This window comes from Vibrio sp. OPT20, from assembly GCF_963889365.1.
Taxonomy (GTDB): Bacteria; Pseudomonadota; Gammaproteobacteria; order Enterobacterales; family Vibrionaceae; genus Vibrio; species Vibrio splendidus.
In genome coordinates this window covers 85,270-100,518 of the sequence record NZ_CAWPOA010000031.1, presented here as the reverse complement: position 1 = coordinate 100,518, position 15,249 = coordinate 85,270, and the positions used below count along the sequence as shown (strand labels likewise).

General features: G+C 45.0%; 15 protein-coding genes. 3 read left to right on the top strand and 12 right to left on the bottom strand.

Annotated elements, in window-relative coordinates; all coding sequences use genetic code 11:
- Positions 1-43 precede the first annotated feature (43 nt).
- On the top strand, positions 44-241 hold the full coding sequence (gene yacG / locus AACR09_RS01680) for a DNA gyrase inhibitor YacG (protein WP_004735515.1): 198 nt from the start codon (positions 44-46) through the stop codon (positions 239-241).
- Positions 242-588: 347 nt separating this feature from the next.
- On the opposite strand, the gene rplS is transcribed toward yacG, so the two are convergent.
- The 5 genes from rplS to ffh form a co-directional block, all read right to left on the bottom strand.
- Positions 589-942 (bottom strand): 50S ribosomal protein L19, encoded by a 354-nt coding sequence (gene rplS / locus AACR09_RS01675; RefSeq protein WP_004735514.1) that lies wholly within the window; start codon positions 940-942, stop codon positions 589-591.
- Between the two features lie 59 nt (positions 943-1,001).
- The gene (gene trmD, locus AACR09_RS01670; protein ID WP_004735512.1) at positions 1,002-1,742 is read right to left on the bottom strand and encodes a tRNA (guanosine(37)-N1)-methyltransferase TrmD; all 741 of its coding nucleotides are present in this window, start codon (positions 1,740-1,742) and stop codon (positions 1,002-1,004) included.
- Positions 1,743-1,768: 26 nt separating this feature from the next.
- The gene (gene rimM, locus AACR09_RS01665) at positions 1,769-2,323 is read right to left on the bottom strand and encodes a ribosome maturation factor RimM (protein WP_004735510.1); all 555 of its coding nucleotides are present in this window, start codon (positions 2,321-2,323) and stop codon (positions 1,769-1,771) included.
- A 24-nt stretch (positions 2,324-2,347) separates the two neighbouring features.
- On the bottom strand, positions 2,348-2,596 hold the full coding sequence (gene rpsP / locus AACR09_RS01660; RefSeq protein ID WP_004735508.1) for a 30S ribosomal protein S16: 249 nt from the start codon (positions 2,594-2,596) through the stop codon (positions 2,348-2,350).
- A gap of 212 nt (positions 2,597-2,808) precedes the next feature.
- The gene (gene ffh, locus AACR09_RS01655) at positions 2,809-4,203 is read right to left on the bottom strand and encodes a signal recognition particle protein (RefSeq protein ID WP_004735506.1); all 1,395 of its coding nucleotides are present in this window, start codon (positions 4,201-4,203) and stop codon (positions 2,809-2,811) included.
- 200 nt (positions 4,204-4,403) lie between these two features.
- Between ffh and AACR09_RS01650 the strand changes: the two genes are divergently transcribed.
- Positions 4,404-5,198, top strand: coding sequence for a cytochrome C assembly family protein (locus AACR09_RS01650; RefSeq protein WP_017079954.1), 795 nt, complete (start codon positions 4,404-4,406; stop codon positions 5,196-5,198).
- A gap of 127 nt (positions 5,199-5,325) precedes the next feature.
- Positions 5,326-6,597, top strand: a complete 1,272-nt coding sequence (locus AACR09_RS01645; protein ID WP_004735502.1) for an HlyC/CorC family transporter — start codon at positions 5,326-5,328, stop codon at positions 6,595-6,597.
- A gap of 188 nt (positions 6,598-6,785) precedes the next feature.
- Here AACR09_RS01645 and luxS read toward each other — a convergent pair whose 3' ends face one another.
- The 7 genes from luxS to AACR09_RS01610 all read right to left on the bottom strand — a co-directional run bounded on the left by luxS (position 6,786) and on the right by AACR09_RS01610 (position 15,249).
- A complete protein-coding gene (luxS, locus tag AACR09_RS01640) occupies positions 6,786-7,304 on the bottom strand; it encodes an S-ribosylhomocysteine lyase (RefSeq protein WP_017079953.1) in 519 nt (172 codons plus the stop codon).
- Between the two features lie 24 nt (positions 7,305-7,328).
- Positions 7,329-7,979: a transglycosylase SLT domain-containing protein gene (locus AACR09_RS01635; protein ID WP_193835916.1), complete on the bottom strand. Its 651-nt coding sequence runs from the start codon at positions 7,977-7,979 to the stop codon at positions 7,329-7,331.
- A gap of 10 nt (positions 7,980-7,989) precedes the next feature.
- Positions 7,990-9,558, bottom strand: a complete 1,569-nt coding sequence (gene gshA / locus AACR09_RS01630) for a glutamate--cysteine ligase (RefSeq protein ID WP_029406033.1) — start codon at positions 9,556-9,558, stop codon at positions 7,990-7,992.
- Between the two features lie 99 nt (positions 9,559-9,657).
- Positions 9,658-12,516 (bottom strand): M16 family metallopeptidase, encoded by a 2,859-nt coding sequence (locus tag AACR09_RS01625; RefSeq protein WP_193835915.1) that lies wholly within the window; start codon positions 12,514-12,516, stop codon positions 9,658-9,660.
- Positions 12,517-12,525: 9 nt separating this feature from the next.
- Positions 12,526-12,987, bottom strand: a complete 462-nt coding sequence (locus AACR09_RS01620; RefSeq protein WP_004735497.1) for a YqaA family protein — start codon at positions 12,985-12,987, stop codon at positions 12,526-12,528.
- Between the two features lie 6 nt (positions 12,988-12,993).
- Positions 12,994-13,947 carry an NADP-dependent oxidoreductase gene (locus AACR09_RS01615; protein ID WP_193835914.1) on the bottom strand — a complete coding sequence of 318 codons (954 nt, stop codon included), beginning with the start codon at positions 13,945-13,947 and terminating at the stop codon, positions 12,994-12,996.
- Between the two features lie 171 nt (positions 13,948-14,118).
- Positions 14,119-15,249, bottom strand: coding sequence for a sodium ion-translocating decarboxylase subunit beta (locus AACR09_RS01610; protein WP_004735495.1), 1,131 nt, complete (start codon positions 15,247-15,249; stop codon positions 14,119-14,121).

Sequence of the window (15,249 nt, the reverse complement as noted above, 5' to 3'; positions counted from 1 at the left end):
AGCCTAAACTCTTTCTTACAATACCCTCTAATTAAGAATCACTATGTCGAAAAAAATCACCATCGTTAAATGCCCTCAATGTAATGCCGACGTTGAATGGGGCGAACAAAGCCCACACCGCCCGTTTTGCAGTAAGCAATGTCAGATGATTGATTTCGGTGAATGGGCAGACGAAGAGAACAGCATCGCTGGCGCACCAGACATGTCAGATAGCGATGGTTGGTCAGAAGACCCACACTAAGCGAGCAACGAGTAACGAGTAACGAGTAACGAGTAACGAGTAACGAGTAACGAGTAACGAGTAACGAGTAACGAGTAACGAGTAACGAGTAACGAGTAAATTTTGAAGGGTTAGCGTTTAACGTCAATCCTTTTTTATTGCCTATAGCATGGTACGAATAGAGATTCCCTACTCCTTCCTTCGTCAGTCTAGGGAATGACAGTTAAATGTGAGTCTCGTTTTAGTCCGTCATCCTCAAGAGCGAGGGACAAGTGAGTTGGGGTTCTCTTATCTGTGAAACTCTAAATAGCAGACACAAAAAAGCGGAGCCAAATGGCTCCGCTTTTATCGATAGAATGCAAAAAGAATTACTTCTTAGTAAGCTTCTCTTTAATACGAGCTGACTTACCAGAACGCTCACGTAGGTAGTACAACTTGGCACGACGTACTGCACCACGGCGTTTAACTTCGATGCTATCAACCATTGGAGAGTGAGTTTGGAACGCACGCTCTACGCCTTCACCGTTCGAAATCTTACGAACTGTGAATGCAGAGTGTAGACCACGGTTACGAATAGCGATTACAACGCCTTCGAAAGCCTGTAGACGCTCACGGTCACCTTCTTTTACCTTAACCTGAACTACAACAGTGTCACCTGGTGCGAATTTAGGAAGGTCTGATTTTAGTTGCTCTTCTTCAAGAGCCTTGATGATGTTGCTCATTTGTATAAATTCCTAGAATAAACTGATACTAAATTTAATAGGTTACTGCTTGCTTTTCGTTAAGAGCGTTGCTCTTTAATGAATTCAGCCAGTAATTGTTCCTGTTCGTCAGTCAGAGCTAGGTTTTCCAGGAGCTCTGGTCTTCTTAGCCAAGTTCGGCCCAACGATTGTTTTAATCGCCAGCGACGAATGTCCTTATGGTTTCCAGACTTGAGTACCGATGGCACATCTTTATCGTCTAGCACCTCAGGGCGCGTATAATGGGGACAATCTAGCAAACCATTTGCAAAAGAATCTTCTTCTGCTGAAGCGAAATCTCCAAGTACACCCGGAACAAACCGAGAGACTGAATCAATCAACGTCATGGCTGGCAGTTCGCCACCCGTCATCACAAAATCGCCAATCGACCATTCTTCGTCGACTTCAGATTGAATAATGCGCTCATCTACCCCTTCATAGCGACCACAAATAAGAAGCAAGTTCTCGTTTGTTGCCAACTCTTCAACACCTTTCTGGTCGAGTTTACGACCTTGAGGTGAAAGATAGATTACTTTCGTCTTTCCCGGTGCTGCTTGCTTGGCAGTTTGGATAGCATCGCGCAAAGGCTGAACCATCATTAACATGCCAGGACCACCACCGTAAGGTCTATCATCAACAGTGCGATGTTTATCATGAGTGAAATCGCGAGGATTCCATGTCTCAATAGATAAAAGACCTTTTTTAACCGCTTGACCTGTTACTCCAAAATCAGTAACAGAACGGAACATTTCAGGAAACAGGCTAATAATGCCAACCCACATGTGTTCTCTCGCTCTGTAATTTGGAGTTAGAATCCAGGATCCCAGTCAACTTCGATCCGGCGAGCTTCGCGATCAACTTTCTTGATCACTTGCTCTTCAAGGTACGGTACTAACCGTTCCTTTTGGCCAAAAGCATCTTTAAGATTTGCTTTAATTACTAGAACATCGTTCGAGCCAGTTTCTAATAGGTCAGTGACCTCACCAAGGTCGTAACCTTTAGTGGTAAAAACTTGCATACCGAACAATTCGCGCCAGTAGAATTCATCTTCTGACAATTCAGGTAACGAAGCAGGGTCAATAGCAATTTCAAAGTTAGTCATCAGTTGCGCGTCTTCACGAACATCTAATCCCGCTAGCTTACATACATAACCTTGGCCATGACGTTTCCAGCTCTCAACTTTGTACTCAACCCACTTACCCTTTTGGTTTAAATACCAAGGGCTGTAATCAAATATGCTTTCAGCATTGTCTGTGTAGGAGAACACTTTAAGCCAGCCACGAATACCATAGGTAGACCCAAGTTTACCCATGACAATTCTATTATTTTGCTCGCTCATCGTTTCTTTACCCTTCATCGACATAAGCTATTTCTCTTTAAAAAAGAATTAAGCCGCTTTTTGAGCGTCTTTAACTAGCTTAGCTACACGATCAGATAGAGATGCGCCTTGACCAACCCAGTGGTTAACACGATCTAGGTCTAGACGTAGACCTTCTTCTTGACCTTGAGCAGTAGGGTTAAAGAAACCTACTTTCTCGATGAAACGGCCAGTTACAGAGTTACGGCTATCCGCAACTACGATTTGATAAAATGGGCGCTTCTTTGCACCGTGACGTGCCAAACGAATGGTTACCATGTCGTCCTCTTTGCTTTCTTAATAAAATAATTAACCCCAAGTATAAGTAAATAGCTTGGGGTCTCGTGCCAAATTAAAGCCCCGGAATTTTACTCTTATTCCGGTGCAATGCAAGGGCTTTAGCTATTTTTTCACCAACATAGCAACCGGACACTTTCTGTGACACGGCTAACACTATGAAAAGTAACGTAGCTAAAGCTTACATTTGTAGATTATCGACCAAACGGGTTAAAACCACCACCCATTCCGCCCATACCTCCACCGCCGCCCATCATGCCCTGCATGTTGCGCATCATGCCTTTCATTCCACCCTTCTGCATTTTCTTCATCATCTTCTGCATTTGAGTGAACTGTTTAAGCATACGGTTTACATCTTGTACCTGCGTACCAGAACCTGCAGCAATACGCTTTTTGCGTGAGCCTTTGATTAGGTCTGGACGCTGACGTTCTTTCATTGTCATAGAGTTGATGATCGCTTCCATTTGCTTGAACATCTTGTCATCAACTTTATCTTTAACGTTGTCTGGTAGCTGAGACATGCCTGGAAGCTTATCCATCATGCCCATCATGCCGCCCATGTTTTTCATCTGACCAAGCTGCTCACGGAAGTCTTCAAGGTCAAAGCCTTTCTTCTCTTTGAACTTCTTAGCCAGTTTCTCTGCTTTCTCGGTATCAACGTTTTTCTGTAGGTCTTCAATAAGAGACAGTACGTCGCCCATACCTAAGATACGAGAAGCAACACGATCTGGGTGGAATGGTTCTAGTGCGTCAGTCTTTTCACCAACACCTAAGAATTTAATCGGCTTGCCAGTGATATGACGAACAGACAGTGCAGCACCACCTCGCGCATCACCATCAACTTTCGTCAAGATAACACCGGTTAGTGGTAGCGTATCACCAAAAGCTTTTGCAGTGTTCGCAGCATCTTGACCAGTCATTGCATCAACAACGAACAAAGTCTCTACTGGTTTAATTGCAGTATGAAGCTCTTTGATCTCGCCCATCATCTCTTCATCGATAGCCAAACGACCAGCAGTATCGACAATTAGCACGTCGTAGAATTTCTTCTTCGCATGGTCGATTGCAGCGTTTGCAATATCAAGAGGCTTTTGATCAGCTGAAGATGGGAAGAAGTCGACGCCAACATCGCTTGCTAACGTTTCAAGCTGTTTGATTGCCGCTGGACGGTAAACGTCGGCAGACACAACCAAAACTTTCTTCTTGTCACGCTCAGTCAGGAGCTTAGATAGCTTACCTACCGATGTGGTTTTACCCGCACCTTGTAGACCTGCCATTAAAATAACGGCTGGCGGCTGTGCTGCTAGGTCAAGAGCCTCGTTAGACTCACCCATCACAGCTTCAAGCTCAGCTTGAACGATCTTAATGAATTCTTGACCAGGAGTTAGAGATTTAGAAACCTCAACACCCACAGCGCCTTCTTTTACGCGCTTAACAAAATCGCGGACAACGGGCAGTGCAACGTCGGCTTCAAGTAGCGCCATACGTACTTCACGCAGCGTCTCTTTTATATTGTCTTCGGTCAGACGACCTTTACCGCTGATGTTCTTCAGCGTTTTGGATAGACGATCCGTTAAATTATCAAACATAGTTTTCTCTTCGCTCAAAACTGCGACTATTACTGTGAGTATACATTAGCGCGGATTAGAGTCATACCCGTTGTAGAGCGTTAATCATCCACGCTTGTGATGTGAGACATTATTCACTTGGAATTGAATGAGGTTCACCATAGCCCCAAAGAGCGATGCGAGGTATAATTCTCCAATTAGTAATCATTTAAATGGATACCATGGACAGTCTTATTGCGATCGCAGCAGCCTTTCTTTATACAATGGCGATTTCCACGATCATTCCAGGTCTCGTGCACCAAACAGGAATCCGCGTAAAAACGGTGTTTATCAGCGCATTACTTGCTTTAGCTTTCCATGCTTGGTTGCTTGGCGATTTAATTTTTAATGCCAGTGGCCAAAACCTCAGTATCTTGAACGTTGCTTCATTGATCAGTTTAATCATCTCTTTGGTCATGAGCGGTGCGATGCTCAAAACCCGTTTGTGGTTCATCTTGCCGGTTGTTTATAGCTTCGCTGCTCTAAATCTAATGGCTGCCACTTTTCTTTCAAGCACGTTCATCAAACATCTAGAGAATGACCCAAAGCTGCTACTGCACATCTCTTTGGCTTTGTTCTCATACGCGACGTTGACTATCGGTGCGCTATACGCCCTACAGCTTGCGTGGCTAGATCACAAACTTAAAAAGAAAAAAGCGTTAGTGATAAACCCTAACCTACCTCCTTTAATGATGGTGGAAAGACAGCTTTTCAAGATCATTCTGATCGGTAATGGCTTATTAACAGGTACTTTATTGACTGGCCTTATCTTCGTACAAGATATGTTTGCTCAAGGAAAAGCACACAAGGCTGTATTGTCTTTTATTGCTTGGGTTATCTACTCCATCCTTCTGTGGGGTCACTATCAGAAAGGTTGGCGTGGACAAAAAGTCACTTGGTTCGCACTTGCCGGTGCCAGCATGCTCACATTAGCCTACTTCGGTAGCCGCTTCGTTCAGGAAATCATCCTGAATTAGTCTGTAATATGAAGGCAAGGTCTCACACACCTTGCCTTTAAAATATTGAGTCCGTTAGATTCAATTGACATCTCGACCATGTTCGGTCATAAATTAATCAAGATACACAAATAGGAAAAGAATAGTTTTGGACGACATATCAACGGGTATCTTATTTGCGCTACTCGCGTGTCTCATTGTAATTTCTGGTTATTTCTCTGGTTCCGAAACGGGCATGATGTCCTTGAACCGCTACCGTTTAAAGCACTTGGCCAATACGGGTCATAAAGGTGCCAAACGCGTAGAAAAACTTCTGAACCGCCCAGACAGATTGATCGGCCTCATTCTCATCGGCAACAATCTCGTCAACATTCTTGCGTCTGCGATCGCGACTATTCTTGGTATGCGCATCTACGGGGATATCGGCGTCGCAATTGCGACCGGTGTCCTGACTCTCGTGATCCTCGTGTTTGCCGAGGTAACCCCAAAAACCATCGCCTCTCTGTTTCCAGAGCGTGTCTCTTACGCCAGTAGTATCCTTTTGATGATACTGATGAAGGTATTGTCACCATTGGTGATATTGGTGAACTTCATTACCAACGGTTTTATTCGTATCTTAGGCGTCAAAGCCCGCCATGATGCGACCGACCACTTAAGTTCTGAAGAGCTGAGAACCGTGGTAAATGAAGCGGGAAGCCTTATACCTCAGCGCCACCAAGATATGTTGGTGTCTATTTTAGATTTAGAACACGTAACCGTGAACGACATCATGGTGCCTCGAAATGAAATCACTGGCATCGACATCAATGATGACTGGAAATCTATCGTTCGCCAATTAACTCACTCCCCTCATGGGCGTATTGTGTTATATCGTGACCAGATAGATGAAGTGGTTGGCATGCTTAGGTTACGAGAAGCTTACCGCTTGATGCTTGAAAAGAACGAATTCAATAAAGAGACACTGTTGCGTGCTGCGGATGAGATCTACTTTATTCCTGAAGCGACACCACTCAATATCCAACTACTTAAGTTTCAGCGCAATAAACAGCGCATAGGTTTGATTGTGGATGAGTATGGCGATATCAACGGCTTGGTTACCCTTGAAGATATTCTAGAAGAAATCGTTGGTGAGTTTACGACCTCAATTGCACCAAGCTTATCTGAAGAGATCACACCGCAAAGCGATGGCAGCTTCTTGATTGAAGGCAGCGCCAATATCCGTGACATAAACAAAGGCCTGCAGTGGACACTACCTACAAACGGCCCAAGAACACTTAATGGTTTAATACTGGAACACCTTGAAGACATTCCAGAAAGTCACCTGAGTGTTCAGGTTGCGAGTCATCCTATGGAAATTGTCGAACTCGAAGAGAACCGTATCAAGCTCGTTCGCGTGTTCCCGCAGATCGTTAACGGATAAAAGTGGTTTGCTGGACTGGGATAACTAAGTGAGTAATCACAAGCTCACTGCGACAACTGCCTAACCCTAAAATATGTCTCGTCCTAAAATACGTTGACGAAAAAGGCCCGGTTCATTGAACCGGGCCTTTTAGTATCTAACTCGCTCTGTCTCTAGAGTGAAGCGTATTCAAGGTGAACTAACAATGACTAGTCGATCTTAAGCTCTTGAAGCATCGACTCTGGCAGTGCCAGTTCATCATTTTTGTTTACAGAGATACCGGCAGCGATGATCGCATTAGCGATATCTTTAGCTTCATCCAAAGAGTGCATTGCCGCGGTACCACATTGGTACTCGTTCAGCTCAGGGATCTTATTTTGATTCTCAACTTTCAGCACATCTTGCATTGCAGCCAACCAACCGTCTGCTACTTGCTGCTCTGAAGGCGTACCAATTAGGCTCATGTAGAAACCAGTACGACAGCCCATTGGTGAAATATCGATAATCTCTACATCTGAACCGTTCAATTGATTACGCATAAATCCTGCGTAAAGGTGCTCTAGAGTATGGATACCTTTCTCAGATAGGATGTCTTTGTTTGGCGCAGTAAAACGCAGGTCAAACACAGTGATGGTATCCCCTTTTGGGGTTTGCATTGTTTTAGCTACACGAACTGCAGGTGCGTTCATGCGCGTGTGATCAACAGTGAAACTATCTAATAAAGGCATTGCTCTTCTCCATGACGGTTGGCTTTAGAAAAACCAACTTCTATTGTCTTCTAGTTCTTTACGACACTGTTTAAGCTGCCATCCATAATCTTTTGCTTGCTGTTCGACTTTGCGTGCCACCTTAATCAACGATGGTTTGCTATTGTATGACTTACGCTTATAACCACCACGACCTTCATGATAAGCCAGGTATTGGTTATACGGGTCCCATAGTGAGATACCAAGCTGACGACGCGTCTCGCTGGTGTACCAACCGATGAACATCAATGCATCATCAAAATTGGTTCTTGAACCACCGTTATTGGTCGCCTTTTGGAAATCTTTCCAAGCAGGGTCTTGAGCTTGTGCATAACCGTAGGCACTACTCACGCGTCCCCACGGAATAAAACCAAGAATGTAATCTTTAGGCGGGCGAGCATCATGACGATAGCTACTCTCTTGTTTCACAAAAGCCATCGCTACGTTGATCGGCGTGCCCCACTCTTCTTGCATATCGAGAGCATCTTCATACCACGACGGGTGTTCTCTGAAGATGCTACACAAGTTATCTTGCTGCTTTGGCGGTGGCGTGGCACATCCAACCAATAGGCTAGAGACAACACCAACAGTCACTACTGGCAACCATTTTCCACTTACGCGTTTAGGCTGGCCTAATAAGGCTTGCTTCCTTTCCACCAAAGTCTCGCTATGCTTTTAAATACGAAAAATAATCCGTTAAGAAGCTGTCAAAATCTTGAGTGCTTGCTTCTTCACTTTGTTGCTGAGCAATCACAGAGCGTTGAACTTCCGCTTCCATCAACTCAGCTGAGTAAACTTTATATTGGTGTGCTTTGTGTTGCTGAGCGTACGTTTTTCCTAACGCACAACCCACTTTACCCAAGCCACCTAATTTTTTGGTCTCTTCTAGCAACTGGCCAGAAATGGTCAGCTCTGGGTTATCAATCCAAGTTTCAAGCGTATCGCACGTTTCTTGGTATGCACGACCACCTTGTTCAGCATCCATCAACTCAGCGATAACACGAAGATCTTTGAATACGCGTTTAGCCCAATCTTGCAGAGACAGCCTCTCGCCATCACAACCAATCTTGAGTTCTAAACCAACCTGACGACCTTCTAAGATCACCTTGTTCCAGTTATCGCGCCAGCATTCAAGTTCGCAGTTATCCATCTCAGCAGAGTCAGATAGAACACTCCAAGTTAAGAATAGATCGAGGAAGCGAACTTGTTGCTCATTGATACCAATTGAGCTGAATGGGTTTACGTCCAAAGAACGAACCTCGATGTACTCAACACCAGCACGAGCCAGCGCTTCCGATGGTTTTTCACCACTTTTCGCCACGCGCTTAGGGCGAATTGGCGCATAAAGCTCGTTCTCGATTTGAAGAACGTTACTATTCAATTGACGGTATTCACCATCAACCTTAGTGCCTATCTCAGCAAACTCTTCTGATGGCGTGCGAATCGCTTGGTTCAAACCTTCAAGGTACTGGTCTAGGCTGTTGAAGCCAATCTTTAATACGCTTTGAGCACTATTGGTGTAGCCAAGATCACTCAGGCGAAGTGCCGTTGCTTTTGGTAGATACAGCGTTTCACCAATCTTTTCAAAAGGTAGCTTTGTCTCTCTTCCTTTGATGAAAGAAGGACATAGTGCAGGTGAAGCACCGAAGAAATATGGGATTAACCAACCAAAACGGTAATAATTACGAATCAAACCAAAGTACGCATCTGACTTAGCTTCACAACGCGTTTCTTCTGTTTGCTCTCCAAACAGGCTATCCCAAAAACTTTCTGGGAAAGAGAAGTTGAAGTGAACACCAGAAATAATCTGCATCAGGCTACCGTAACGGCGCTTTAGGCCTTCACGATATAGCGTCTTCATTTTGCCGTTGTTAGAGGTGCCGTATTGCGCTAGCTGAATGTAATCTTCACTGCCTACATAACAAGGCATAGAAAGCGGCCACATCTTTTCGCCATCTAACTTGGTTTGTGTGAAATGGTGGATATCAGACAACTGATTCAAAAGCGTCGGAACGTCGTTAGAAACAGGCGTAATAAACTCCAGTAGCGACTCAGAAAAATCGGTCGTTACCCATCCGTTCATCAACGCAGATCCCAAAGCCTTTGGGTGCGGCCCAGTCGCAAGATGCCCATCTTCCGTGTAGCGTAACGTTTCCCTTTCAACACCACGACCAAATTGAGAGAAGGTCTTAGGGTTGGTTGCAACTTGCTTTAGTCGCGCAGCAAAATCAGTCAAAATTCAGTTCACTTATCTTATATCGTTCTGATTAGAACTATCATAAATTAGGTCGGAGGAGAAAAATAGAGTCTTTTCCCTCCCCCTTTAATGTGTACTCTAACGAATGATTTCAAGCTCTTCTATTGGAATATCTAACTTTTCTAGTTGAGGGCGAAGCGAAGCCGCGTCGCCAACAACTATTATTTGATAATCATTCGGGTCAAACCATTTCTTAGATAGCTCGTTTAACGTCTCTTTTGAGACCGTTTCAACTATCTGATTACGTTGTTGCAGGTAATCTTCGTCAAGGCTCAGCGCAACAATATTACTCAACAACCCGGCCTTTTGACTTGGTGTTTCGTATTTAAGCGCATCTTGTTGACCGACGGCAAGGCGCATAAATTTCACCTCTTCGTCAGTTAATCCACTCTGACTAAATTCATTTAGCTCAGAGATAAACTCTTGAATCGATGGAACCGTCGCATTGGCTCTCACTTGAGCACTAAATACTACCGCACCAGTTTCACGTGTACTTGCGAAGTAACCGCTTGCACCATAAGTGTACGCTTTGTCTTCACGTAAGTTTTGGTTAATACGGCTATTGAAGTTACCGGCTAAATTGAAGTTAGCCAACTGGCTCAAATACAACTCACCCGTCGCATCAAAAGGTAAACCTTTACGCACCAAACGAACAATACTTTGTGGCGCACCTGGTTTATCTACTAAATACAGATGTTGTCCTGAAAGCTCTTTGATGATCTGCGGACGCGTTAGTGGTGCCGCATCGCCTTGCCACTGTTCAAAGAATTGTAGCTGTTTCCCCACCTCTTTCTTCGAGATGTCTCCCACAACAACAATATTGGCACCTTCCGGTGTGTAGTGTTGTGCATAGAATTTTTTCACATCATCTAAGGTTAGCTCCGATAGAGACGCCTTGGTGCCATCGCTTGCTCGAGCAAAAATACTGTCACCAAATAGCACTTCACGGGTTGCTTGAGAAGCCATCCAGCTTGGTTGTTGATGCTGATAGACAACACCTTCAAGCATCTGCTTCTTAACACGTTCAAAGTCTTGCTCATCAAACTTAGGCTCAAACAGAACCTCTTGTACGATCGCTAAGGTTTGAGGCAGGTTTTTCTCTAGCGTTGAAACCGAGATATCCGTGGTATAACTTCCAGCGCTAATGCTGACACTGCTGCCAAGCTTATCTAAGGTCGCCTGTAACTCTTCAACCGTTCGTTTCGTCGAACCTTCTTCCATCATAGAAGCGGTTAAGTTCGCTAAGCCTTCTTGCCCTTTACGAACATAGCGTTCGCCTGCAGGCAGTTGAATTTGTAGCTGTACTGTCGGCGTTTCACTGGTCACGGTACCAATCAAGTCAGTGCCGTTCGCAAAGTGCATGCGATACAGCTCAGGCATGGTCGCTTCAACACCAAAGTTCACTTCTGGCATCACGCTGCGGTCAAATGTGTTTGGCGCCTTTCTGAAATCCAGTTGCTCTTCCGTCACCTTACTGTATTCAGGAAGGGTACGTGCAGGTGTGGTAAAGGTAGCCTCACGAACCGCTAAGTCGAGTTTTTTCTTAGGAACCACACTCAACGTAACCTTGTGCTTGCCTTCGATGAAATCTTGGTATGCCTTGCTTACGCTTTCTGGAGTAACCGCTCGAATTTGATCGAGTTGCGATTCAATGCGATCCGGCTGACCATAGAAGGTTTGGTTAGACGCAAGCTGTGAAACCTTGCCTTTAACACTTTGCAGTGCAAAAACTGCATCCGCTTCTGCCATACCAGTGATCTGATCTAAACGCTCTTGTTCAACGCCCTCTTTCGAGAATTGATCTAAGGTATCCATCAGCTCTTTGTTTAGAACCGTCAAATCGCCTTTTTCACCTGAATTACCCATCGCATACACATACATGGTACATGCAAGCTCAGCACAATCATGGAAAGATCCTGCGCTCACTGCTTTTTGCGTTTTTACGAGGTTTTGATACAAGTAACTGTTGGTGCCAGAACCTAACACGTTGGACAGTGCATTCAATGAAGCCTGCGTCTCTTCCCCACGATACGTTGTTGGCCATCCAACTAGCACCATCGGCTGACGAATATTATCTTTCAAGGTGATGTACTTGTCTTCAGTCAGCACTGCAGGTTGCTTCTCTGCCGCCTTAACTTCAGGTCCTTGAGGGATAGGGCCAAAGTACTTGTTAACCCACTCTAGCGTGTCATCAACGTCGATATCACCACCGATAGTTAACACGGCATTGTTTGGGCCATACCAACGTAAGAAAAATGCCTTAAGGTCATTCACATCAACACGATCTAAGTCTTCAACATAACCGATTGGTTGCCACGAGTAAGGGTGACCTTCTGGATACAGTGCTTCACCCATGCGCTCCCACATCAAGCCGTAAGGGCGGTTTTCGTAGCTTTGCGCTCGCTCATTCTTAACCGTGCCTCTTTGCACCTCAAATTTCTTTTGAGAAACCGCATCTAGCAAGAAACCCATTCTGTCTGATTCTAACCACAACATTTTTTCGAGTTGGTTAGAAGGAACGGTTTCAAAGTAATTAGTTCGGTCACGGTTGGTGGTGCCATTTAACGAACCACCCGCTTCGGTGATGATCTTAAAGTGCTGTTGATCACCGACGTTCTCTGAGCCTTGGAACATCATGTGTTCAAAGAAGTGAGCAAAGCCTGATTTGCCAATCTGTTCACGAGCAGAACCCACATGATAGGTCACATCAACATGAACAAGTGGATCAGAATCATCAGGAGAAAGAATAACGGTCAAGCCGTTTTCAAGCTGATACTTCGCATAAGGAATCACGACTTTATCTTTAGAAGGCTTAACCTCTTCTAACAGAGTGACGCCTTCCGGTAACGAGGAAAAGAAGGGTGTTGAGCTAGGTACATTGTAAGAACAGCCAGCAATGGCGATAAGAGAAAATGTACCAAGTAAAACCTTTTTCATAGGTTCTCCTTAGAAAAAACCGAAGTAGATAGCAGCAAGTAAGCTGTAGCGAGCGGCTTTGCCAATCGCTATCAAAATAACGCTAGGGATAAATTTCATTCTCAGCCAACCCGCAGCCAGACATAAAGGATCACCAATGATGGGTAACCAACTGAATAACAATGTCCAGTAGCCATAACGGCTCAGCCAAGCCATAGCCTTATGACCATGCTTTTCAGATTGAGTTCGATTAGGCAACCACAAACCAATCCAATAATTGGTCAGGCCGCCTAAGGTATTACCAAGTGTCGCCAGCAAAATGATCGATGATGTTGAGAACTGATCTAAGCTCAAGGCTGCCACAAGGCTCGCTTCTGATCCCCCGGGCAATAATGTGGCACTCAAGAAGCCACTAATAAAGAGTACCCACAGCGCCGAGTCAGAGAACCACAGCGCTATGTTTTCAAACAGAGAATTAAAAAACTCTAGCACTGCCTATCAACCTTCTTGCATTTTAAGTAGTACCTTGCCTCTGGTATGTCCGGTTTCAACCTGTAGATGAGCTGACTGCGCTTCGTCTAACTGGTAGATACCTTGAATTTCTGTTTTGAGCAATCCAACACTGACCATGTACAGCATAGTTTCCATTTGCTCTGGGTTTGGCTCAACCAGCATGCCTGATGCAGTAAAGCCTAATAATGTTGCTTTTTCGCAGATCAATTCTGCAGATAAAGTTGGGACTGTCACCACTCTTGCGCCATCTTTTAGACACTTCAATGCATCGAGAGCGGTATCGCCACCAACCAAATCAATCAGCACATCAACATCAGAGACTCTTTCCGATGCTGGCGCAAACTTATAGTTAATCGCATGAGCGCCTAGCGTTGCTAAGTAATCAAGATTCGCTTCGCTACAAGTTGTGTAAACCTCGGCTTTCGCTGCCACGGCGATTTGAACCGCTAGATGACCAACACCGCCAGCACCCGCTAAGATAAGTACGCGATCGCCCTCTTTCACTTCAGCTTTGTTGAGCGCTTGGGCTGCTGTTTGACTGGCTAATGGTAATGCTGCGGCCGCTTCTAGAGTCACCGAATCAGGAACCATGCTTAATGCCGCTTCTGGGACACACACATATTGGCTGTAACCGCCACCTTGCAGTGGGAAACCAATAAAGCCTGCCACGTTGTCGCCAACCGTAAAGCGCTCAGCCTGTTCGCCTAGGGTGACAATTTGCCCTGAAATGTCATAACCAGGTACCCAAGGCAGGTTATCTTTGTTCTGTGCTGCAGCCCAACCTAGACCTGCACGGGTTTTAACATCAATCGGATTAATGCCCGAAAAGGAAACTTTAACCACGACTTCTCCAGCCTTAGGCTCAGGAATAGCACGGGTTTGAATACTGAGGTTTTCGACACCGCCGAATTGAGTAATCGCTATCTGTTTATTTTCCATTTCCACATTTCCTTGATTGATAAAAGCCCTGATGAGCAAGCACCCTAATTGATAAAAAGAAAGGGATGCGAAAGCATCCCTTTGACTATAAACCATTTAATAAGGCTAAGTTAACCGCTCATTCGTAAATTGACGACCAATTAACGTAACGATACGTGACCTAGGAACCTACTAGCCCACTAGAGCTAATAGAATACCCGCCGCAACCGCACTACCAAGTACACCTGCCACGTTCGGGCCCATCGCATGCATCAACAAGAAGTTTTGAGGGTTTGCCTCAAGACCAACCTTGTTTACCACACGAGCCGCCATCGGAACCGCTGATACACCAGCCGCGCCAATCAATGGGTTGATGTCTTCTTTAGAGAAGCGATTAAGCAACTTCGCCATTAACACGCCACCCGCCGTACCAATACTAAACGCCACCGCACCTAAACCTAAAATACCCAGCGTCTCTAAGTTCAAGAACGTGTCCGCTTGAAGCTTAGAACCAACACCTAGGCCTAGGAAAATAGTTACGACGTTAATCAGTTCGTTTTGAGCTGTTTTTGAAAGGCGATCAACCACACCCGCTTCACGCATTAAGTTACCCAAGCAGAACATACCTACTAGAGGTGTTGCTGAAGGTAGGAACAGAATCGTCATCAGTAGTACAGCAAGCGGGAAAAGGATCTTCTCGGCTTTACCAACGTGACGTAACTGCGCCATCTTAATCTTGCGTTCTTCCGGCGTCGTTAGCGCTTTCATGATAGGTGGCTGAATAATAGGAACCAAAGCCATGTAGCTATAAGCCGCAACCGCAATGGCACCTAGTAGGTCAGGAGATAACTTACTCGCCAAGAAGATCGCGGTTGGGCCATCGGCACCACCAATGATCGCAATTGACGAAGCATCTGCCATTGAGAATTCCATTCCTGGAACATAGTTCAGCAAGATCGCACCAAATAGCGTTGCGAAGATACCAAACTGAGCCGCAGCCCCTAGCCATAACGTTTTAGGGTTAGCAATCAACGCACCGAAGTCCGTCATTGCACCAACACCCATAAAGATCAGCAGTGGGAAAATACCCGTTTCAATACCAATGTAGTAAACGTAGTAAAGCAAACCACCGGGATCAGTAAACCCAGCATTTGGAATATTTGCTAATACAGCACCAAACCCAATCGGTAATAAAAGTAACGGTTCAAACCCTTTACGAATTGCCAAAAACAACAATAAGCAACCGACCAGCATCATACAAATCTGGCCGAACTCAAAGTTAGCAATCCCTGTTTCAGACCATAAGGTCATCAATCCTTCCAT

What these genes read in the sequence shown, in the direction of transcription:
- yacG (WP_004735515.1), top strand. Translation starts at nt 44, where the DNA reads ATGTCGAAAAAAATCACCATCGTTAAATGCCCTCAATGTAATGCCGAC.
- rplS (WP_004735514.1), bottom strand. Translation starts at nt 942, where the DNA reads ATGAGCAACATCATCAAGGCTCTTGAAGAAGAGCAACTAAAATCAGAC.
- trmD (WP_004735512.1), bottom strand. Translation starts at nt 1,742, where the DNA reads ATGTGGGTTGGCATTATTAGCCTGTTTCCTGAAATGTTCCGTTCTGTT.
- rimM (WP_004735510.1), bottom strand. Translation starts at nt 2,323, where the DNA reads ATGTCGATGAAGGGTAAAGAAACGATGAGCGAGCAAAATAATAGAATT.
- rpsP (WP_004735508.1), bottom strand. Translation starts at nt 2,596, where the DNA reads ATGGTAACCATTCGTTTGGCACGTCACGGTGCAAAGAAGCGCCCATTT.
- ffh (WP_004735506.1), bottom strand. Translation starts at nt 4,203, where the DNA reads ATGTTTGATAATTTAACGGATCGTCTATCCAAAACGCTGAAGAACATC.
- AACR09_RS01650 (WP_017079954.1), top strand. Translation starts at nt 4,404, where the DNA reads ATGGACAGTCTTATTGCGATCGCAGCAGCCTTTCTTTATACAATGGCG.
- luxS (WP_017079953.1), bottom strand. Translation starts at nt 7,304, where the DNA reads ATGCCTTTATTAGATAGTTTCACTGTTGATCACACGCGCATGAACGCA.
- AACR09_RS01625 (WP_193835915.1), bottom strand. Translation starts at nt 12,516, where the DNA reads ATGAAAAAGGTTTTACTTGGTACATTTTCTCTTATCGCCATTGCTGGC.
- AACR09_RS01615 (WP_193835914.1), bottom strand. Translation starts at nt 13,947, where the DNA reads ATGGAAAATAAACAGATAGCGATTACTCAATTCGGCGGTGTCGAAAAC.
- AACR09_RS01610 (WP_004735495.1), bottom strand. Translation starts at nt 15,249, where the DNA reads ATGGAAGGATTGATGACCTTATGGTCTGAAACAGGGATTGCTAACTTT.